General features: G+C 42.2%; 13 protein-coding genes and 2 pseudogenes. 4 read left to right on the forward strand and 11 right to left on the reverse strand.

All coding sequences use genetic code 11. The features are described 5' to 3' along the window. Positions 1-388 precede the first annotated feature (388 nt). On the reverse strand, positions 389-4,438 hold the full coding sequence (locus EO126_RS07495; protein WP_127008241.1) for a YadA-like family protein: 4,050 nt from the start codon (positions 4,436-4,438) through the stop codon (positions 389-391). A gap of 160 nt (positions 4,439-4,598) precedes the next feature. Further along, positions 4,599-5,090, reverse strand: coding sequence for an ESPR-type extended signal peptide-containing protein (locus EO126_RS07500; RefSeq protein WP_127008243.1), 492 nt, complete (start codon positions 5,088-5,090; stop codon positions 4,599-4,601). A gap of 263 nt (positions 5,091-5,353) precedes the next feature. On the opposite strand from EO126_RS07500, the gene EO126_RS07505 reads away from it, so the two are divergent. After that, on the forward strand, positions 5,354-6,787 hold the full coding sequence (locus EO126_RS07505; protein ID WP_164726718.1) for an ISNCY family transposase: 1,434 nt from the start codon (positions 5,354-5,356) through the stop codon (positions 6,785-6,787). A 543-nt stretch (positions 6,788-7,330) separates the two neighbouring features. Here EO126_RS07505 and EO126_RS07510 read toward each other — a convergent pair. The 8 genes and pseudogenes from EO126_RS07510 to EO126_RS10735 form a co-directional block, all read right to left on the reverse strand. After that, complete coding sequence (locus EO126_RS07510) at positions 7,331-7,591, reverse strand: hypothetical protein (RefSeq protein ID WP_127008247.1); 261 nt, start codon at positions 7,589-7,591, stop codon at positions 7,331-7,333. Between the two features lie 18 nt (positions 7,592-7,609). After that, positions 7,610-11,029 carry a hypothetical protein gene (locus tag EO126_RS07515; protein WP_127008249.1) on the reverse strand — a complete coding sequence of 1,140 codons (3,420 nt, stop codon included), beginning with the start codon at positions 11,027-11,029 and terminating at the stop codon, positions 7,610-7,612. A gap of 15 nt (positions 11,030-11,044) precedes the next feature. Beyond that, positions 11,045-11,236, reverse strand: coding sequence for an ESPR-type extended signal peptide-containing protein (locus tag EO126_RS07520; RefSeq protein WP_127008251.1), 192 nt, complete (start codon positions 11,234-11,236; stop codon positions 11,045-11,047). 830 nt (positions 11,237-12,066) lie between these two features. After that, positions 12,067-15,435, reverse strand: coding sequence for an ESPR-type extended signal peptide-containing protein (locus EO126_RS07525; RefSeq protein WP_127008253.1), 3,369 nt, complete (start codon positions 15,433-15,435; stop codon positions 12,067-12,069). A 579-nt stretch (positions 15,436-16,014) separates the two neighbouring features. Continuing rightward, on the reverse strand, positions 16,015-16,602 hold the full coding sequence (locus tag EO126_RS07530) for a nuclear transport factor 2 family protein (protein ID WP_127008255.1): 588 nt from the start codon (positions 16,600-16,602) through the stop codon (positions 16,015-16,017). 130 nt (positions 16,603-16,732) lie between these two features. Then, entirely contained in the window at positions 16,733-17,152 is a 420-nt protein-coding gene (locus EO126_RS07535) for a hypothetical protein (protein ID WP_151384941.1), read from the reverse strand. A gap of 300 nt (positions 17,153-17,452) precedes the next feature. Continuing rightward, a pseudogene (locus tag EO126_RS11215) lies at positions 17,453-17,623 on the reverse strand (LysR family transcriptional regulator); the annotation flags it as partial. 187 nt (positions 17,624-17,810) lie between these two features. Further along, positions 17,811-17,951 (reverse strand): hypothetical protein, encoded by a 141-nt coding sequence (locus EO126_RS10735; protein ID WP_006556331.1) that lies wholly within the window; start codon positions 17,949-17,951, stop codon positions 17,811-17,813. A 249-nt stretch (positions 17,952-18,200) separates the two neighbouring features. Between EO126_RS10735 and EO126_RS10830 the strand changes: the two genes are divergently transcribed. The 3 genes from EO126_RS10830 to EO126_RS07550 all read left to right on the forward strand — a co-directional run bounded on the left by EO126_RS10830 (position 18,201) and on the right by EO126_RS07550 (position 20,979). Then, positions 18,201-18,896 carry a LytS/YhcK type 5TM receptor domain-containing protein gene (locus EO126_RS10830; RefSeq protein WP_206168760.1) on the forward strand — a complete coding sequence of 232 codons (696 nt, stop codon included), beginning with the start codon at positions 18,201-18,203 and terminating at the stop codon, positions 18,894-18,896. Positions 18,897-19,023: 127 nt separating this feature from the next. Beyond that, positions 19,024-19,896 carry a histidine kinase gene (locus tag EO126_RS10835; RefSeq protein WP_206168761.1) on the forward strand — a complete coding sequence of 291 codons (873 nt, stop codon included), beginning with the start codon at positions 19,024-19,026 and terminating at the stop codon, positions 19,894-19,896. 135 nt (positions 19,897-20,031) lie between these two features. Then, positions 20,032-20,979, forward strand: coding sequence for a LytR/AlgR family response regulator transcription factor (locus EO126_RS07550; RefSeq protein WP_127008261.1), 948 nt, complete (start codon positions 20,032-20,034; stop codon positions 20,977-20,979). Positions 20,980-21,067: 88 nt separating this feature from the next. Here EO126_RS07550 and EO126_RS07555 read toward each other — a convergent pair. Then, positions 21,068-22,382 (reverse strand): annotated as a pseudogene (locus EO126_RS07555) (carbon starvation CstA family protein). Between the last annotated feature and the right edge of the window lie 305 nt (positions 22,383-22,687).

Consider the following 22,687-nt stretch of genomic DNA (forward strand, 5'->3'; position numbering starts at 1 on the left):
TGGTGTAATGCACTGCCACGCAAAATTCTAAATTACCGGACACCACAAGAAGTATTCATTGAAGAAGTTAATAAGGTACTGGGTTCTTAAAAGTGTTCAATTTCATATTGCAATTTACTATATATAATTTATTTAAATAAATTATTTTCTATAACAGCATCATGATTTCAGATATTTTAAAACATAGACTCAATTTTATTAAACATAAAGTGTAATTATATATATCGGCTTGTTGATTTTCATGAAAAATAAGGCTATAGCAAACATCGGTTAATTCCCGAAAATCTGCTATAGCCTTAAATCGTATTGCGGTGCCTCGTACTATTTATAACACTAAGCACCCTATATTAAATTTTAAAGAATCTGCCTAGTAAAAACACAGTGACTTCTATTTGTTAACCAACGCATTTACAAGCTTCGTCAACTCTTCGATACGATCTTTTTGTTCAGCCACTACAGATTTCAAATCAGTTAATTCGCCTTTTTGATCGGCTACTACGGATTCCAAATCATTAATCTTCTGTGCCATTTCACGTTTAGAACTGTATTTCAGAGTTTCGCCAGGACCAATACGTAAGGTTACACCGGCGTTAACCATGTTTTCACCGCCACCGTAAGAACTACCAACACTGAACATGGTATCGCTGTTCGGACAATAGAATGCACCTAACGCTAAAGCATTAGCACTCTTATAATTACCTACACCGGCGGAAATTTCCCATTTAGATTCAGGGTCATATTCCAACGGATGCAAAGCTGCCAACGCTGCCGCACCGGCACCTACACGATTAACTCGATTATCCAACTTGTTAATGCTATTACCGAGTTGGTTCATACCGTTACCAATAGCACTTACAGCACTGTCAAACTGGCCTTTATTAATAGCATCTGTTGCTTCTACACCAGCAGCAATATTTTGTACTCTATTACTGCCCATGCTGATTGCGTCATTGGTAAGAGTAATGTCTGATTTTGAAGAATCAGTAACTTTAATCGTTACGCCACTGTCATTAACAGTTGTGTTACCTGTTGTTACCGAACCGGTCGTAATAGATTCGTTGGAAAGAACCGTCTGACTGTCACCGGTACCGATGGTTACATTATCGTTACTGATGGAAACATTACCAATATTGGCTTTTTCAGATACGGTTAATTCGTTGGTAGTCACCGTATTCGACGTTATCGAATTGAGATCTTTCAGGTCTTTTGCCAATTTTACATCAAAACCGGTAGCATCTGTATTATTAACAACGCCGATATTGCCTTCAGACAAGTCGCCCTTAGCACCGCCCTTAATATCCAAAACGTCGTCCTTACCTCGTTCTACTTTAACACCTGTATCACTGTTAAAACCACGTTTAGCATTGTTGATAACATCAAATTGGCCAACAATATCTTTTAACTGACCTTCTGTTGCAGCACGATCAGGAACGTAGCCTTTTTCAGCAGGATTCCATGTTGTGTTGTCGAGGCCGGTAATATACTTACCGGAATCTTTTACAGCATTGCCGTTTTCATCAACCTTGTCCGTGCCGTCAGCATTTTTAACCGCCACATCTTGGTTACCAATTACAAGGCCTTTACCGGTTTCACCAATAGTTACTTGGCCTTTGGTGCCATCAACTGCTACTTGGTTAGCCCCTTCACCGGCTGTTATAGCTGCCTTTGTTCCATCAACCGTTACTTGGTTGGCGCCGGTACCGGCCGTTACCGTCGAATTAGCTCCATCAACAACAACTTTATTGGAGCCACCATCACCGGCACTGATTATAGCGTCATTACCACTAATCGCTATATTCTTACCGTTTTTATCGCCAAAAGCTAAATTATCACTTAAGGAAACTTTTGTACCTGAACCATCTTTGAGTCGTGTTACGGTAATATTATCACCGGCTACAACCTTATTGGCTGTAATAGTAGTTGAAAGCCCGTCATAAGCAGCTTTCAACTGATCTTCGGTTGCGGCACGACCGCTTACGATACCGTCAGTAGTTGGATTCCATGCGGTATTCGCTAAACCGGTAATGTATAAACCGTTTTCAGTCTTTTTGGCACTGCCATTATATGTTACCGATTGGTTAGCAATGTAAATACCACCGGTAGCTACACCATCTGCTACAGTACCACCGATACGAGCAGAGTCAATACCGGCCAAATCTTTAGCAAGCTTAATCTGTAAACCGTCGTCAGTTTTTACAACACCAACATTGTTGACATCAGATAACAAGCTATTGCCGTCAGCATCTGTTGCCGCTACACCACCATAGATAGTCAAAGTTTCGCCGTTCTTCTTAGTGATTGCTGCATCTTCCGATTTATCATCGCCGGTGAACTTCAAGTTAGCATTGCTTACGGCTGAATCCATATCAGTCTTAGACGCAATATCACCCACTTTGAAAGATGTATCGTCGTTACGCGTGATGGTCAATGTATTGTCTTTGAAAGTAGCACCGGTAACATATTTATCTTGCAAGCCGTTGATCTTAACCGCTTTACCATCCTGCATTGTCAAAGTTATAGTGCCTGCACCGGCATCGGTGTATTCTACTTTACTGGAACCAATAGTACTACCTTTTAATTGACCCAAGTTAACGATATCCGTATCTTCTGTACCGGCGGCTACGTTAGTAATCTTATTACCGCCATTATCGAGGCCTGTATTAGACAATTTAACTTCCGATACAGTCGGATTTTCTACCGCACTTACGGTATTTCCATCAGCTTTCGTGTAGACATTATTGGTTGCATCATAAGTAGCATCCGTTAAATCTGAATACCACTTACCGTCCTGACCTTGAACCAAGGTGTTGCCGATAGCGTCTTTAGCGTTTGCAAAGGTAACACTGCCGTTACCCATATTGATATCTTTCGCCAATTTCACTCTAAGAGCGTCACCATCTTTAACAACACCAATGTTGTTAGCTGTTGTAAATTCAGTAGTTCCGCCAAGAATGTTTAAAGTAGCACCATTTATCTTCGTGATTGTACCATCTTCAGTAGTATCATCACCGGTGAATTTCAAATTAACCTTGCTGTTTTCACCTACGATATCAGCAGTAGTCGCAATATTATCTACTTCAAATTTTTGATCATCGTTGCGAGTAATGGTCAACTTATTACCATCAAGACTAGCACCGGTAACATATTTATCTTGCAAGCCGTTGATCTTAACATCTTTACCATCCTGCATTGTCAAAGTTATAGTGCCTGCACCGGCATCGGTGTATTCTACTTTACTGGAACCAATGGTACTACCTTTTAATTGACCCAAGTTAACGATATCCGTGTCTACCGTACCGGCGGCTACATTAGTAATCTTATTACCACCATTGTCGAGCCCTGTATTAGACAATTTAACTTCCGATACAGTCGGATTTTCTACCGCACTTACGGTATTTCCATCAGCTTTCGTGTAGACATTATTGGTTGCATCATAAGTAGCATCCGTTAAATCTGAATACCACTTACCGTCCTGACCTTGAACCAAGGTGTTGCCGGTAGCGTCTTTAGCGTTTATGAAGGTAATGCTACCGTCACCCATAGTTAAATTTTTAGCCAATTTAACGTTAAGTGTACCTGTCGTAGTATCAGCTACTACACCGATATTATTATCCGTTAAAGAAGTGGCATCAGTATTACCGCCGACAACATTCAGCGTTGCACCTAAATCGCGATGAACAACGGTATCGCTATCACCCTTGAAATCAAGACCTGCTGAGCCCATATCTTTCAACTGAGCAACGTTAACAGCATCCATATCGGCACTGCCGGCAGCCACACCGGTAATTTGGCGATAAATACCTTTTTCTGTATTACCAACTGAAACAGCATCTGCAGTTGACATATATGCAGCAAACATATTTCTCAACTCTGTACGAGCCGCCTTTAATTTCACATAATCAGGGTTCTTTGTCGAAACGATACTGCTTAAAGAGTTTTCACCATCATTATTTTCCTTAATCTTCTGCTGATACTCTCTAATTTTAGCTAAACTTGTATTATAGGCAGCGCTACCTGCAGGGTTCTTATACAGATTTTCTATTTCAGCACTTAATAAATCTTGGTTATTCTGTCGTTCACTAATATAAGTGCGATATTGACGTTCCTGAGCCGCTAAGTCGGAATAGCCGTTAATCGTATCCACCAACTGATTATACTCGGCAGTTTTACCCAATTTTTCTGCTATAGCCGCTTGATCTGTCGAACCTAATGTAGTGAAGTAACCGATGGAACCGTAACTCCTATCTGCCAAACTATCATAACCTAATGCTAAACCACCGGTATTGGCTACTGCGCCTTGGCCGATAGCAATCGAACCGACTTGTTTAGCTTGAGTGTAACCGCCCACTGCAATAGCGTCAGTTTTAGGTGCTTTAGCACTAAATCCGACAGCAATAGAATCCACACCATTGGTCAAAGTATAATTGCCGAGGTTCACACTGCGTCCACCATAATTTTTATTGCTAAAACCAATAGCAATGTTACTGGATGAACTACTACCGGTAAGAATGTTACTGCTGCCGATAACAACCCCTTCACGTGCAATATTTTCATTACCATATACATAAGTATTATCAATCCTTTTCTCGGTTACACTATCAGTATTGGCATCGGTAAGTAATATCTTTTATCGTATTACCAAAGCCGGTAGCAACGAGATTCCAATTTCCCAGACTGGTAGAAATCGTATTCGAACCAATTACAGCCGAATCTTTACTGAAGGTTTTGTCGGCTACACCTGCTTGGTCATTATCTTTATTAGCATCTCTTTTGGTATTGATAGATACATAAGAAATTTTATTGGCGTCTACCTTATCATTCAAGGCCGTCAATTGTGCTACGTTAACCGCATCAGTAGCCTGTGTCCCTGCCCCCACGGCCACACCACTACCACTACCAGCCGTATTATCAGCCGCACCAACCACACCGGTAGCTCCGATAGAAAGCGCCATGACAGCGAGTGCCACACCGATTTTTTGTCCCACTTTACTACGTGTGGAACCACCCTTGCTATGTTGTTTTGCCAATTCAGACACCACCACATAACTGTTTTTCACTTTACTCCAAATGACTTTGTACTGCTTATTCATGAGTAAACCTCCCTCAAAATTCTTTTGAAAAACTCTTTTAAACAAACACACTCCGTATAGATTAAAATAAATTATTACTAATCTGTATCTATTACAAAAGAATCTTCATTCTTTCTTTAAATTTATTATATATATACCCCTATTTATTGTCAATTATCTTTCATTATATTTACTTAAAAATGTAAAACACATATGATATTGTCATAGTATAAACGTAAATGATTTTGTCACACATATTGTATACTCTATATTGGAGGTACAATATGAGAAAGGTAATTTTAACATTGAACGAACAAGACACATATGAAGTAATTAAGAATCTAGTAGACCACGCCGGTAATAAGAAACGAGCTGCTCTAAGACTGGGATGTAGTATGAGAACAATCTACCGTCACATCAAAGGATACAAAGAGCATGGTAAGGCTTATTTCAGACATGGCAACCATCAACATAAACCAAGTACTACGGTTTCACGCGCTATTAGACGGCAAATTGTTGATATTTACAACACTTTGTACTACGATGCCAATTTTGTCCATTTCCACGAATTATTAACACACTACCATCCGGAGGTCCCTACACCATCTATAGCCACATTGCGTAATATATTCAAAGAGTATGACATACTCTCTCCTAAGGCTCATGCTGCAACTAGACGCGCTCTCAGAAAAAAGGATGCCTTGGCCAACAAGCCTGTTAATACGTCGGAACCATTAATTAGGCCAGAAGAGGCTGTTGAGAGTAAACGACCACATCCTAGACGATACGCCGGCGAAAAAATCTATATAGACGCATCACCTCATCTTTGGTTCGGTACTACAAAAACATCACTACACGCAGCCATCGATGACAGTACGGGCATAGTTACGGGCCTGTATTTTGCTGAACAAGAGACGCTAAAAGGGTATTATGAACTAACGGCCCAAATGTTAAGAAATTACGGTATTCCGGCTAATATTCAAACGGATGGGCGCACTGTTTTTGAATACAAAAAAGCCGGTGTACGCGCTCCTGAAAGCGATACACCGACGCAATATGCATACGCCTGTCAACAACTTGGCATACACTTACACCCTGGCTTTTCTGCTGAAGCGCAAGGAAAGATTGAACGACTCTTCCAAACACTTCAATCTCGTCTTCCTGTTGAGTTTAGACGATTAGGGATAGATTCTATTGAGGCTGCCAATGAATATGTCACCACAACGTATTTAGCGCAGCTAAACCAAAAGAAACTACCTTACCTCAACAATACCATGTCTGTCTTCGAAAGGCAACTCTCTGAGGAAGATATTAACCTTACATTAGCAGTATTAAGCTCTAGAATTGTGGATAAAGGGCATTGCATTTCATACCATAACCAATATTACCAATTTATTAAACCGGATGGTACGCAGGCATATTTAAAGAAAGGTAACAAAGTCCTTGTTATTAAGGCTTTAGATGGAACGCTATTCGCCTCTTGCAAGGAATCCTTGTTTAAACTACAGCCTGTGCCGGCTAGAAAAGCATATTCCCTAGAATTTGATCAGCCTACACATGCTAAACCGGTTCACAAACCAAGGAAGGTTTATATTCCTTCTATGCGTCATCCTTGGAAGTCTAATAAATTTGATGACTTTGAGGACTACCGGGCAAAATTTGTGTACAACTTTGCTGATGTTTGCTACACACAACATGCTTACAAAAATGAAATTTAACGGCGTAAAAATTACGCTTATATTTTAAGTTTTGAGTGACAAATTCATTTGTGCTTGACATTATCTTTCATTCTATTTACTTAAAAAAATCAGCTATTTCATGCCTAATTTATAAGTGTTTATCAGCATAAATTATTTTTCTAAAAATTTTTAATCATCATATTTTCACACATCGCAAATTAAGCTCATTATTCCCTCATATTAAAAAAATAATTAGTAAACAAAAGATTCGATAAATCAGGTATTTTTGCACGCCAAAAAGCGGCAACAATGTTACTTGCTACCGCTTTCATCCCCATATTCACTTTTTAAACAATATATCGTTACACTACCGAGAAGTAAATGATAACTTTATATAGACCCTTATCTTACAATGCCTTCAATGCAAATCCATGTCAGACATCCGGACATAACGCCCTCACAACACTCGTAACCAAACGTTACACTACATTCCATAATACATTCCCATGCTACACAGCCCCGCACTATATCCCCTTACGATATATCACACGACAATTAAGTCTCCCTGCGCAATATGATGTATTATTTGCTGGCAACCATTTGGTTTACGAGCTGAGTCAACTGTTCAATACGTTCTTGCTGTTCGGATACAACAGATTTCAAACCGGATAATTCATTGATTTCGTTCTTCTGTTTTTCTACAGTCGATTTCAAATCAGTGATTTCACGAGCCATTTCCGCACGGTCAGACAAGTTAGTTGTCTGACCGGCACCAATACGCATCGTTACACCGGCGTTAACCATGTTTTCACCGCCGCCGTAAGAGCTGCCGATGCTGAACATAGTGTCACCGTTTGGACGTTAGAACGCACCAACCGCTACGGCGTTAGCACCTTTGTAGTTACCTACGCCGGCTGCTACTTCCCAATGGGAAGTCGGATCGAAGTCCAATGGATGCAAGGCTGCCAAAGCGGCTGCACCGGCACCTACATGGTCCACACGATTATCCAAATCGTTGATTCGGCCATTCAACACGTTCATGTTACCGCCAATGTTAGTCACAGCGCTGTTCAACTGGCTAACGTTTACCGCATCAGTATCGGCTGTACCAGCAGCCACGTTATGAACCTGGTTACCGCCCATGCTGATGGAATCGTTGGTAATTGTAATATTAGATTTAGAAGAATCAGTAGCTGCAATTGGTAAGCCACTGTTGTTTACAGTTGTGTTACCGGCTACCAAGGAAGAAGTAGTCACAGTATCACCGGTGACGGAAGTTACGGAAGAACCGGAACCTACGGTGATTTTTTCACTAGCTGTCAAAGTCTTAGTATCTACACTGTCAAGACCGGACAATTTGGAATACAATTTAATGTCAAAACCGTTACCGGCATCGTTATTTACAACGCCGATGTTGCCCTCAGTCAAGCTAGACGTATCGGCACCGCCTTTAAGGTTCAACACATCATCTTTGCCGAGTTCGATTTTTTCACCGGAGTCACTTACAAAACCGCGTTTTGCATTGTTGATAGTATCGATGCTTGTGTTGATATCGCTGATGTTACCGGCGATTTGAGCCAACTGACCTTCAGTTGCGGCACGATCGGCCACATAGTTAGTAGGATCCCAAGTTGTGTTCTCGAGACCGGTAATGAATTTACCGCTTTCAGTGGAACCGTTAGTTGTAGTCACGTCCTGGTTACCCATTACGATACCGTTAGCTGCATCACCAATGACTACCTGGCCTTTAGAACCGTCGATAGTTACTTGGTTTTCACCGGTACCGACTGTAATAGACGCATTACCACCGTTAATGGTTACTGCGTTGGCATCGGTACCTGCAGTAATTGTAGATGTAGTACCGTCAACAGTTACCTGATTGATTGCATCATTTTCATTATTCAAAGTAATTTTGTCGTTTAAGTTAATGTTATTACCGGAGTCGATATTAATATTTTTACCGGCATCCAAAGTAATCGCTTCAATGCTCTGTGCCACTTGCGTAGACAAAGCTTTAAGCTGTGCCACGTTAACGGCATCGGTATCCAAAGTACCGGCTGCCACATTAGTAATCTGACGAGTTAAACCGGTTTCGCTGTTACCTACGGATACAGCGGCACCTGTGGACTGCCATGTGGAAATAAGCACATTGGACTGAGCCTGAAGGCTTGCCAAGTTAGCACGAGCTGTAGAAAGTTCAGCTTCTTTAGCCGTAATTTGGCTGTTGATAGAAGTCAAATCATCGCCTGTAGCTGTGTTTTTAGCAGCCTGCAATGCCACTACTTCGCCGGACAAGCTGTCTACAGTGGACTGAGCTGTCGCAATATCGGACTGCAATTGAGTGTAAGTAGCCTGGTTGCTGCCTAAAATATCAGCTTGAGACGTAATCGTGCCGCTTGGATCGTAGCCGATTACACCGGATGCTACATTAGTTTTGGATTTGCTGCCAAGAGCAACACCGCCGGCAATGTTAGCCGTAGTCTGATCACCCAAAGCGCTGGCAGATTCGGCGGATGCATTAGACAAGAAACCTAAAGCCGTTGCATATTTACCGCTGGTAGAAGCCTGGCTACCGATAGCACTGGAGAAATAACCTTTTGCTTTAGCCGTAAAGCCTACAGCCAAGGTGTTAGTATCGTAAGCTTCAGCACCGCCACCAATCGCTGTATCTTGGTAACCGTATGCTTTCGCATCGGTACCCATAGCCATGGAGAAGCTGTATTTATCGGATTCTAACGGATTAATCATACGTTCTTCACTTACCGTATTTTTACGAGTATTAGGAACGGACACATCAGCACTGGTGCCATCGCCGGAAGATTCGGCACCTACATAGGCACGGTCACCAAAAGCTAAGGAGTAAATACCGTTTGTTTCGGCACGATTACCGATAGCCGTGGAGCTGACATTATTCGCTTTTGCCAAATAACCCATAGCAATTGCATTTCTAGCCGAAGCAGAAGCAAAATTACCAAGAGCCATAGAAAGATACTCAGTAGCAGACGAGTTCTGACCTAATGCCATGGAAGAAGAAGCGGTTGCTTTAGAAGAAATACCAAGTGCTACACCGTCGTTAGCTGCTGTAGACGTATAACCGATAGCAATAGAAGTGGCACCGGAAGAAGCAGAACGGTTACCGATTGCAATGGCAGAAGTACCGGAAGCAGACGCCTGGTTACCGATAGCTACCGCACGTTCAGCGCTGGCAGTTGTACTGTTACCGAGAGCCGTTGCAAAAAGGCCGGCCGCATTAGAGCTATTACCTAACGCAGTAGACTGATTGCCGGAAGCCGTAGAGGAACGACCAATTGCTACGGCAGACGTACCGGAGCCGGTCGCACCGTCATTGTCTTTGTTAGTGCTTGCCGCAGAATTTATAGAAACATAAGAAGTTTTATTAGCTTCAATTTGAGAAGTCAAAGAGCTGTTTAACTCAGTAATGCTGGTGTTTACATTTGTTTCCAACTTTTTGAGCTGGGCTACGTTTACAGCATCGTAATCGTCAGCACCGGCTGCTACGTTGGTGATACGACGACGATTTTCAGCTACTGTCTTACCGCTGGCATCAGTATAAGAAGCATTACCTACGGATACAACACCGTTACTTGCTGAAAAAGCTTCATTTGTCAAATAACCGGTAGTTGCCACACCGGTAGTATCCGCCAAGGAGTTCTGACCTAAAGCAACGGAATTACCGGAGGTTGCAGACGCACTTTTACCGATAGCGACGGAGTTAGCAGCCGTAGAAGCAACGTTAGCGGCATTACCGATAGCAACAGCGCTATTACCGGCCGCAGCAGAGTTATAGCCTAACGCCAAAGCGTAATAGTTGGAAGCGTTAGCACCGTTACCAAAAGCGGACGCACTGGATTTGGTTGCTTTGGAAAGGTAACCAACAGCTGTGATGTAGTAAGCCGTTGCCTGTGCTTGATAACCGCTGGCAAGGCCGTAACTACCGGATGCATTTGCCTGATAGCCGGAAGCATAGCTATAATCACCGGTTGCGGATGCAGAAGCACCAAGAGCTGTGCTGTAACGCACAGATGCTGCAGCACTCGGGCCAATAGCTACGCTACTGCTTCCGGATGCATTCGATCTGTTACCAATGGCGATGGCCGAAGTATTGGATGCCTCCGCCCTACTGCCGAGAGCTACTGTATTATTACCAGACGCTTTAGTGTTATAGCCAATTGCTGTCGAAGCCGAACCGGTTGCTTTAGCCGAATTGCCAATGGCTGCTGCCATATACGTAGTGCCTTCGGAAGATGTACCCACAGCCACGCCGGCGCCCGTACCTTACGTATTAGCAGCCGCATTTGCTACACCGGTCATACCTAAAGATAAAGCCATTACTGTCAAAGCAATCCCTAAATTACGACCTGTTTCACTCTTCGCGGAAGCAGATTTACTATTACTTTTAGCGAATTCAGACACAACTACATAACTGTCTTTTACTTTGCTCCCAATAACTTTATATTGTTTGTTCATATAATAATCTCCTCAAGTTAACAAAAATACACACATTTTTACATCAATTTTATTTCTAAGTTGTTAATTTTTACTTTATTGAAACTCTCATCCTCTAAATAATTCATGAAACAGTTATTAAAAATAACCGCCCCCAATTTCCTCTTTTCGTTTCTTTAATAGTTAGTTTATATAAACTTTTTCACGGTTTAATGTTCTTCCCGTGAGAACATTAACACTAATCACATTTTCATTATATATTGAATTGTTTCGATTTCAAACGGATTTTTCATCAACAATTCAGTTGGATTAAATCGAATGATTTGAATTTAATATTATTTATCAAGTTTTAAATATGTTCTAAAAAGCCCTTTAATCCAGTATTTACACCACTACATCGAAGTTTTTAGTTATTTCTTCATCTTTTAATTTCACCATACAATCATTGCACTATTCGCATAGCAATATTTCTTGGATTCATATAAATATATCGATATATTCCGTGAACTAAATATGAAATTCATTTTGTACACTTCACGAAGACATAAAATGAAATCTTCATGTTAAATATGCTTATAAATATTTTGTCATTTTTTATCAAGTAAAAATTTTAATCAAAAAATTAATTAACTGTACATTTAAAGACCTATATCAATCTGTTCCCCCTCCCCTTCCCCCGACCTGAGCAATTTTAAAAATAACAACAAACAATCAAAATGAGTTTAAAACTGAAAAATTTCAAATATAAATACAAAAAGAGTCGCAACGACTTTGTCGTCACGACTCTTCTATAATTTTATTCAGTTTTAGCTACTAACTCTCGACTTACTTAAACATCGATTTATAATCGATTATTTGTTGATCAAAGAATTTACAAGTTTTGTCAATTCTTCAATTTTGTTGTTCTGGTCAGCTACTACAGATTCCAAATCAGTAATCTTCTGAGCCATTACCTTCTTGGAAGGATAGTTCTGAGTTTCGCCGTCACCAATACGTAAGGTTACACCGGCGTTAACCATGTTTTCACCACCGCCGAAAGACGTACCTACGCTGAACATGGTGTCACCGTTTGGACGGTAGAACGCACCAAAGGCTACAGCATTCGCATCTTTGTAGTTACCTAAACCGGCGGATACTTCCCATTTAGCTTCAGGGCTGAATTCCAACGGATGTAACGCTGCGAGTGCGGCTGCACCGGCACCTACACGGTTTACACGGTTGTCCAATTTGTTAATACGGTTATTCATCTGACCCATACCGCTGTCAATGTTGCTGATAGCACGGTCGAACTGACCTTTGTTAATCGCATCACTTGCATTTACACCTTCGCCAACGTTCTGAATTACATTACCGCCCATGCTTACATTATTGTTTTGAATAGTAATTCCATTAGAACCATCATCGTTTTTAATGGTTAAACCGCTATTGTTGATAGTAGTGTTACCGGTAGTTACGGAACCTGTGTTTACAGAGCTGTCATTGATGATAGTCTGGTTGTCACCGGAACCGATGGTAATGTTGTTAGCCACTTCGATGCTGTTAAGACCTTTGATGTCTTTGGACAATTTGATGTTAAAACCGCTGCCGTCGCTGTTATTTACAACGCCGATGTTGTTATCGGACAAGTTGTTGGCATCAGCGCCGCCTTTAAGTTTCATGGCATCCGTATTCTTACGAGTTACTTGGTTATCTGCCCCACTATCGCTTTCGAATACACGGCTGGAAGATTTAACGGCTGTGTCGATGTCGCTGATTTGTTTGGAAATGCTATCAGCCACGTCTTTCAACTGACCTTCGGTAGCTGCACGGTTTTCAACGATCCCCTGGTTAGCAGGATCCCATTTCGTGTTGTCGAGACCGGTAATGTAGTTACCTTCTTCAGCCACACCATTAGAATTCTTAACAGACTGTTTAGCAATGTAGATGCCTTCGCCTTCAGCAGAACCACCAATACGAACACTGTTAAGAGCGTTTAAATCTTTAGACAATTTAACCTGTAAAGTGTCATCAGCAGATTTTACAACGCCGATGTTGTTGTCAGTTAAGTTGTCGCTTGCTGCACCACCGGTAATGTTAAGTTGCTGACCATTACCTCGGGTAATTGTTGCATTATTATCATCGCCGGCAAACTGCAAGGTGGTTTTACTTGCTTCTTCAGCTGCGCTGGCCACTTGTTTGAGCTGTGCTACGTTAACGGCATCAGTGTCATTCGTACCGGCTGCTACATTGGTAATCTGACGAGTTAAACCTGTAGAGCTGTCACCTACGGATACAGCGGCACCGGTTGCCTGCCAAGTAGAAACCAACTTATTCATTTCAGTTTGGTCAGCAGCTAAGGAATTTTGAGCCGCCGTCAATTCAGTTTGTTTTGCATCAATCTGATTTTGAAGGTCAGAATACTCATCAGACCATCTGCTATACTGGCTCTGTTGCTGTTTTAAATCAGCAATGTCAGAAGTTAAAGTGCTAACTGTACTGTTGCTCGACTCAATCGAAGATTTAAGTGCATCATACTGAGTCTTGTTAAGTGCACCAATACTGTCAGTATCTGTGATTTGCCCCAATGGATCATAACCGATAGCACCTTTATCTACAGTAGCAAGGGAGTTCGCACCAAGAGCTACACCGCCATCATAGGAAACATTTGTATTTCGACCGATAGCTACTGCATTATTAACAGTTGTCGTAGTTCCTGTATCAGCAGAGCCGATGATGACATTGTTATTAACACCTGTCAACGTACGGTTATCACCGATTACAACTGCTGTCTTAGTATCCGATACCGTATTGTTGATACCTGTAATAGTTACATTATCTACGTTAGTAGCCGTATTTTTGTAACCGGTAACCGAGTTATACTGAGCAATATCAGCACTTGTACCGGTAACTGTATTGTTTACACCGATAATGGCTGTGTTCTGGGTATAATCAGCTGTATTACCGCCACCAATAGCTAAGGTAGAACCGCCGCCACCGGAGCTTTGAATACCTTTACGTAACGCATCAGCCATTTCATCAACAGTCGATGTGCTGGTTAAAGTATTGATACCGCTGATACTTTGTACGGAGTTGGTAATTTTGTTACCTGCACCATAAATCAATGCACCGTTAGCATTTTCAGCAATATTGCCTACACCCACAATGCTGTTAGCAATACCGCTGGCACCGCTATAACCGGCAGAACGAATGCTGTTCAAGGAACCGACTACATTAGCGCCGAAGTTTTGAGAACCATAACGAAGGCTGTTAAAACCGCCGGCACCGGTGAAGTTACCGGTCATTACGGAATACGCACCGAGCATACTGCCTAAAGCACCTTTATTGTAAGAGTTGGAACCGATAGTCGTCATACCTACAAGGTTTGCCTGGGACTGGTCATTAATTTTAGAACCGCCCATAGTGTATCCCTTCATGGTGTGAGAACCGATCTGTACACTACCGGTACGAGCATACGCATTCGCACCGATAGCGATACCGCCAGGGGATTTATCCGGATCAATCGGAAGGGTGCTAGCAGATGTGTAGTTATCAGGGGTGAAGCTTAACGCTCTATCCTGTTTACCACTACCATTCAATACAGTGGCGCCTTTACCCATAGCAATACTTGTTAAGTTAAGACCATTAGTAGTAACGACTGCATCTTCACCGATAGCAATGGCGCCTGTCCCGGTGTCTCTATTACCGCCATTACCAAGCACACGAGCATTCGTACCGATAGCCACGGAATTCGTGGTCTGAGCACTAGTAGCTACACCGGCAGCCAATGCATTAGAGCCGGTTGCACCGTTATTGTTGTAGTTGCCTGCTGTTGTGTCAGTAGAATTAACACTGTAGAAATGTGTTTTATTAGAATTAATTGTATTTGTTAAATTGGTAATATCTGCCGAAGACGCAATACTCCCTTTCTGCATCACATAGTCATTAACATGCGCACCATCACCAATAACAATAGCTCCATTTTGGCCATTATTATTTTCAAATTTAGTTCCATTACCCATTTGAATATTTTTGTTCGCCGGATCAACAAAAGTAGTAACCCCATCTTGAGCCGCCACAACACCAGGTATAGACAATACTGCTACAGCTGCCAATACGGCTGCCGCAGAAACATACTGACGGGAGCTACCCGATTCAGACTTGCCATTACGCTTAGCCAACTCAGATACTACCACATAAGTGTTTTTAACTTTACTCCAAATAACTTTATACTGCTTATTCATTACAGAACCTCCCCGCGATAAAAAAACTCACAGCAAATTCATTTTAAAACCTTATTTATACCTAAAAAAAGCAAAAAATATCACTTTTATTTATTTTAATTATATAATTTGTATTTATAACTGTCAATTCAATTCGTATATTTTTAACGCTAATTTTTCATTTTAAACTCATTAATATCATTCTTATTTCAAGTTTGATATAAAGGGATTTATTATGTCCACCAACACGCAATATAAAATAATTTATTTCTAATCACACACTAATTAATAATAATCCAGCAACTCTAAAATCCACTAAACTTCAATCATTTACTGATTTAATCAATAAATACACATGAAAATTTCATGTTTTAAATATGGCTTTTTTTCAGAAAATATATTAATAAATGATTACAATATATATAAATATAAAGTTTTACTATAATTTCACTTTTTCATGTTTTATTCATATTATTCATACCTATTTTCTATGATTTTTTTCACAACAACAAAAAAGAGGTACCAACTAAAGGACATTTGCATGTCGCTTTCATTAGTACCTCTCATATATTCAGTGCTTTTTCAACTGCTAGTATTTAATTAGTAACTATGAGCAATGGCCTCCAAAATAATCCACTCACCATTACATTTTTCCATTTCAAAATTAAGTTCCAAATTCCACACATGACGCATACCATGAATGCGAGCATCCACTTTGTTGCACGACTGTAACGTTGCCTTATCACCAGTCACATGAACGATAACTCGTTCTTCCACATCGCTGAAGTAGCGCATTTGTCCGTCCGCTACCTGACTTAACCATTCAGCGCGTGGCTGGCTGTAACCGGTCATGTGAACCAAGCGGAAGTTCGGATCCAAAATCGAATCTAAACCTTGAATATTTTGATCAATCTTATAGGTGTAAAACTTACGGTATACATCATATACGGCACGCTCTTCGGCGGTATAATTCGCCGGATTTTGCATTGCATTTGTCATATCTATGTCCCCTCTCGTACTCGTTTCTGAATTAGTTGTTGCCTTATCACTGATGCTCGCCACCGTCCCCGGCGCAACCGTTCTCACAGTTACAACCTGTGCTTCATTCTTTGGTGATTGGCAAAAAGCCAACGCCCAAGTACCGGCAAACAACAATAATGCTATTATAAATAAAGTGTATTTTTTCATGGTCACCTCGTGTTCCTCTTAATTTCTAAAAACTACATCTTTATGATACAAGAAAAGACGTGTAGAAACAATTTGTCTTACGCGTCTTTTCAATAAGTTTTACTAATTCATATTTATTTTTAAAACAGCCTTACCGATTTAAACGGAATACCTCTTCCATTACATGCACAAAATCTTTAACCATAGCCGTCACACGGGCCTGAGGGGCGAACGCACAATATTGCCGCGTCAAGCGTTCACCGCCGAGATAAATCGGCAGGCGGGCAATGTGCGGCAAGAAGGTTGGCTCATATTCCTTGCCTTCCACAATCATATAACCGCGATTACTCAGCACCAAGAGACGTGCTTCCGTCATATTATCCACGAAGATAAAATCGCCCTGTACACCAAAATAAGTGCGATAATAATCCATTTCAATAGCTTGCTGTGCTTTAGGGGCAAAAAGGATGCATGGCATTTGTTTTAACGCACTCATGTCGAGTTGCTCCAATTCACTGAGTGGATTGGACGATGCCAATTCCACAAAACAGTGATTCCGTTGCAACGGCACGTTTAAGTATTCTGGTAAAAACGCTCAGCGTTGATCGTTAAACGCCACTTGAATCGTATTATCCCGCAGCATCTCGTATATTTCTTCATGCGTACCGGCGCTAACGTGAATCTCTATATCCCGATGCGTTTCATAGAACATGGCTACCGCCCGCTGTAATTCGTTCCCCGTATAATCTTGTAAATAACCGATATGGAGTGCATTTTCCGATTCGGTGCCGAGGCGTTTTACATCAAAACAAAGGCGTTCATAATCGGCAATGAGTTGCAACCCTCGTTGGTAAAACATTTCCCCGGCCGCGGTCATTTCAAAACTGCGCCCTTGCCGGCTCAACAGCTGTACGCCTAAGTCTTGCTCCAACGCTTTAATTTGTTGCGAAATGGCAGATTGCGAAATATGACAGACCTCTGCCGCCTCGGTGAAGTTATGATATTTGACAACCGCCAAGAAATAGCGTAGTTTGTTCAGCATAAATTTTTCCCCTCTTTAATTTCTGCTTGTAAAGGTTTTACGATAAGTTACTATTATTAATTGCAGTGTAACATCTTTTATAATAATTGACAATTGCATTCGCACTTCAATAAAAAAAGCCCAACATATCATTTACACAAAATGAATATATTGAGCCTATAAAGCTTTATTTTATTCTGACTACTTCTTATAATCCGAAAATCCAGAATACGCCCAAGCGCACGAAGCTGATTGTGAGCACCCAGAATGCCAAGAAATGAAGGGTCCCTTCAAGACCCTGGCCCAAACGGTTCGCACCGGATTTAAAAACGATATCGCACCAACACATAATAAACCTCCTATCAAATAACTGTCATTCCGACAGATCATCACTCTTTCAATATTTCCTAATCTCCACCTGTGTTTTTAATGGTTTTATTTTACTAAATTCGTCCTTTTTGTACAATCGAAAAATGACCATTTTGCAATCTTAATATAACTGTATGGCTATCCTTTAGTGATTTGCATCTATGTTATAATAATATAAAAATAAATAGTAACCCGTTCATGTTTGAACGTTTTTTTGAAAGGACTTTTCATGACTATCGACATACTTTTACTCGAGATGATAAAACGCATCAGCTATGCCGTCATCCTGGGGCTCGTCATTTCACGGCTTAAACTCTTTGACCGACTCATGATCAACAAGCTCTCCCGGTTTGACCGCATCATCTTTACGTTTATTTTTTCCAGCATCGCCATCCTCGGCACCTACGGCGGCATTCCGATTCAGGACGCACTTGCCAACTCCCGCATGATCGGCATCATGGCGGCCGGTCTCATCGGCGGCCCGTACCTCGGCACGTCCGTCGGCATCGTATCGGGTCTGCACCGCTATTCCTTAGGCGGCTTTACGGCTCTCGCCTGTGCTATCTCGTCCATTACGGAAGGGATTGTGGTCGGTCTTTTTCAAAAATACTATAAAGGTAAGCTCATACCGTGGCCCATAGCTCTCAGTATCGGGTTCTTCGGAGAAATTTTGCAAATGCTCATCATTCTGCTCGTAGCCGAACCGTATGAGCATGCCTACGCCCTCATTAGCAGCATCGCCGTACCGATGACGATTGCCAACTCCTTGGGACTCGCTCTCTTCATGTATATCATTAAAGCGGGTCTTCATCAGCGGACCCAACAAAGGGCCAATCAAAGTCAAAACATCTTGGCCATTGCCCTCGAAACGGTTCGTTATTTCCGTAAAGGGCTCACGCCGGAATCGGCCAACGCCGTTGTGTAAATTATAAAAAAACACAGTCCCTACAACGCCGTTTCCATTACGGATACCAAACAGGTACTCGCCTATATCGGGGCGGAGAGCAATCACCACGCACCGGGTATGACAGACCATCTTACGAATGTGACATATGATTCACATCGCCTACTCGCCGGCTGAAATCGGCTGTACGCACCCGAATTGTATTCTCAGCAGTGCCATCGTCGTGCCGCTCATGATTAAAACGCGTATTATCGGCACATTAAAAATGTATTACACCACGCCGACCTATCATCCGGACACTTCGGACATTGCATTCGCTCAAGGTCTGGCCAACTTATTTTCAACCCAGCTGGAACTGACGGAAATTGACGAACAACGTCATCTTACGGAGGCGGCCAAGATGCAGGCTTTGCATACGCAAATTAATCCGCATTTCTTATTTAATACGCTGAACACGATTTCCTCCTTGATTCGTACGAATCCGGAATTGGCACGCCGTTTGCTCATTAAATTCTCGCAAATGTTCCGCTTCACCCTGCAGTACACGGGCCGTGTCATTACCATTGAAAAAGAATGGGCCCAGGTCAGCGGCTTCCTCGAAATCTCTATCGCCCGCCATGGCGATAAGTTATTTGTCACCCATAATATCGATCCTACTATTTTCAGCTACGGCATTCCGTCTTTGACGCTCCAGCCGATTATTGAAAATTCCATCAAGCACGGTTTGCAACCGCGCGAGGTGGGCGGTTCCATCGCTATCGAAGGGACCATGACCGATACGGACATCATCATTACCGTCACCGATGACGGCGTCGGTTTCCAAGGCGATCCCGATTACTATCTGGAACATCCTCCGCAAGGTCATATCGGGCTCAGCAATGTACATCAACGCTTGCGCGGTCTTTACGGAGCCCCGTACGGCTTAGCTATTACTTCGGTTCCTGAAGAAGGCACAACAGTCGTTATCCGCATTCCTAAAGTTCAGCCGGAATCCGATTCGACACCGGAACGAACAGAATAAACAGTTAATACTCTGACATAAAGCATAATGTTATTTGGAAATGCACTAACATAAAGCATAATGCTATTTGAAAAAGCACTAATACAATTAATCAAATCCGTCTATATTTTATACATCCCCTAGAAAGGAGATTCTATGATTCGCACCCTCCTCATTGATGACGAGGCGCCGGCCCGCGACGAGCTGCGCTATTTGCTCACCACCAATCACAGCGATGTTATCGACATTATTGGCGAGGCCGACAACGCTACGGCCGCCATTTCCCTGATTACTCGTGAAAAACCGGCGTTAATCTTCCTGGATATTCACATGCGCGGCCTGTCCGGTTTGGAACTGGCACAAGTCATCCACGATATTTCACCGGACAGTAAAATCATTTTTGCCACCGCCTACGACGAATACGCCCTCAAAGCCTTTGAGCTACAAGCTTTGGACTATGTGGTGAAACCGATTGAAGATGATCGTCTGGCTAAAGCCGTTCAACATGTACAGAAATTAGTGGGAGATACCGGCCATACTCAAGCCCTCGGTACCGGTACAGGTGTAGCCGCTAGCACTGTCACGAGTAATAATACAACCGCTAACAATGCAACCTTTAATAATACATCTTCTAATAATGCTGCTTCAGTCGCGGCTGCCGAAGTAAAAAACACGCCCGAAACCATTAGCGTAACCGGTGCAAAAGCGACCGACTCAAACGATCAAAGCATTAAACCGGTTATCCGTACCAATAAACTGGCCGTTGATGACGGTGCTCACATCATGCTCATCGACAGCATTAATTACATTACCGGTGAATCGGGTCGTCTCGACGTCCACACAGACGCCGGCAAATACGGCTCCAATAAAACGCTCACCGAATTGCAGGAACGCTTAAAAGGTACATCCCTCTTCCGCGTTCACCGCAGTTATATCGTCAACCTGAACAAAGTACAAGAAGTCATCCCATGGTTCAAAGGCACTTATTGGTTCCGTTTGCCCCAGCAGACGGCCAAGGGACAAGAGCTTGTGGCTATTCCTGTAAGCAAAGCTCAAGTAAAACTTATCAAGGAGTTATTAGGTATAATACAACAAATGCCATAGGCATCGTTACTGCGGTTTTCACCGAGCAACGTGTCTATGGCATTTTTTATCTGCTTAACAGCATAATTTAAGGGCGTACATTTATCAATTAAACGTTTTCAGGTTCCATATCTTCGAGAGTTTCTTCTTCGATATCGGATTTGGTACGGAAGTCCTGTGGCTGTTTTGCCAAACGAATCCAGCTGCGAACCGCTTCAATCATAACAACCGCTACCAAGATGAACATTACTACGCTCACGCCTACAAGCATCCACTGACCTTCCGGAACATAGTTGCCGAATACGTTTTGATAGTCAGCCATAACAGTGATGATGGCAATGAAGAAACATGGAATCATAGTTACCCATGCATAGCGTTTGTGGCCAAGCCATCCCTAATAATTCCTGCACCATGTAACGGCTTACGCGAGTACCGGTATCGATCAAAGTTAAAATGAACAAGGCTTCGAACATGATACAGAAGTGGTACCAGTAGCTCATTAAATGATCCATGTTAGGAATTTTGGAGAAAATGTGAGCCATACCTACTGCCAAGGATACAGCGCCGCCCGGACGGTGCATCAAGTCTTCCCCAACCATCTGAGAAAGAACCGGCATAACAAGAATAATACCTAAAGCTAAGGCGCCGATTGTGCCGACTTTCATGTAAGTGGACAAGTAACCGCGTGGAGCTAATAATAACCAAACAGGTAAAGCTGCTGCGAAGAAGCTGTAAACAGCCAACATGATTTGAATGGATTTACGATCCCAAGTGAAGTAAGGAGCCAAAGAAGAATGAGCGATGTTAGGACCGTATACAACAGCGGCCATGATTAAAGCTACACCGATAACAGTGGCTTCACGAATTTTGCCCGGGCGAATCCAACGAAGGTAAACACCGATGAATACGGCGATAGGAATCGTAGCACTTACTGTGAAAAAGCCCCATGGGGAGTTTTCAAGAGAGTTGGCAACAACGGCTGCCATACCGGCCATCGTAATGATGAGCAAGAACAAGGTTGCAAGCAAGGTACCCATGCCGGCTACACTGGAAATTTCAGATTTTGCAATATCCGCAATGGATTTACCGTTGTAACGAACGGATGCGAAAAGCAACACGAAGTCGTGAACGGCACCGGCTAAAACGGAACCGATTAAGATCCAAAGCACGCCCGGTAAGTAACCGAATTGCGTTGCAATTACAGGACCAACTAAAGGACCGGCACCGGCAATGGCTGCAAAGTGCTGACCGAAAGTAACCCATTTGTTGGTTGGAACATAGTCAACCCCATCATTAATCGCTACCGCCGGGGTTGTGCGATATTGATTGACCGTTAATACTTTAGCCGCTACGAATGACCCGTACAAGCGATAGGCAATTACGAGTATGAGGGCTGAAGCGATGACTAGATAAAGCCCGTTCATTTCCATAAACATAAACCTCCTAAAATAAATGCAATAAACTATGCTGTAAGATATTTTATCCTATCTTTATACTTAATATGTGGATTTGTCCGCATGGTTGTCGCATTCTCAGTGTTGTAGGTTGTGCAGTAGGTGAGTAACGAATAGCAATATAAGAGCTACACAATATGCAATTAGCGTATTATGTGGCTCGTTTTTTTATGCTTTTTTTATTTTAGGCAAGCAAAAAAGCCCCTCACCATAGGCAAGGGGCAAGGCTAATAAATTAAATTAAGCAATACTCATGACGGAGCGTATCAAACCGA

The organism is Veillonella seminalis (assembly GCF_003992065.1).
Classification (GTDB): domain Bacteria; phylum Bacillota; class Negativicutes; order Veillonellales; family Veillonellaceae; genus Veillonella_A; species Veillonella_A seminalis.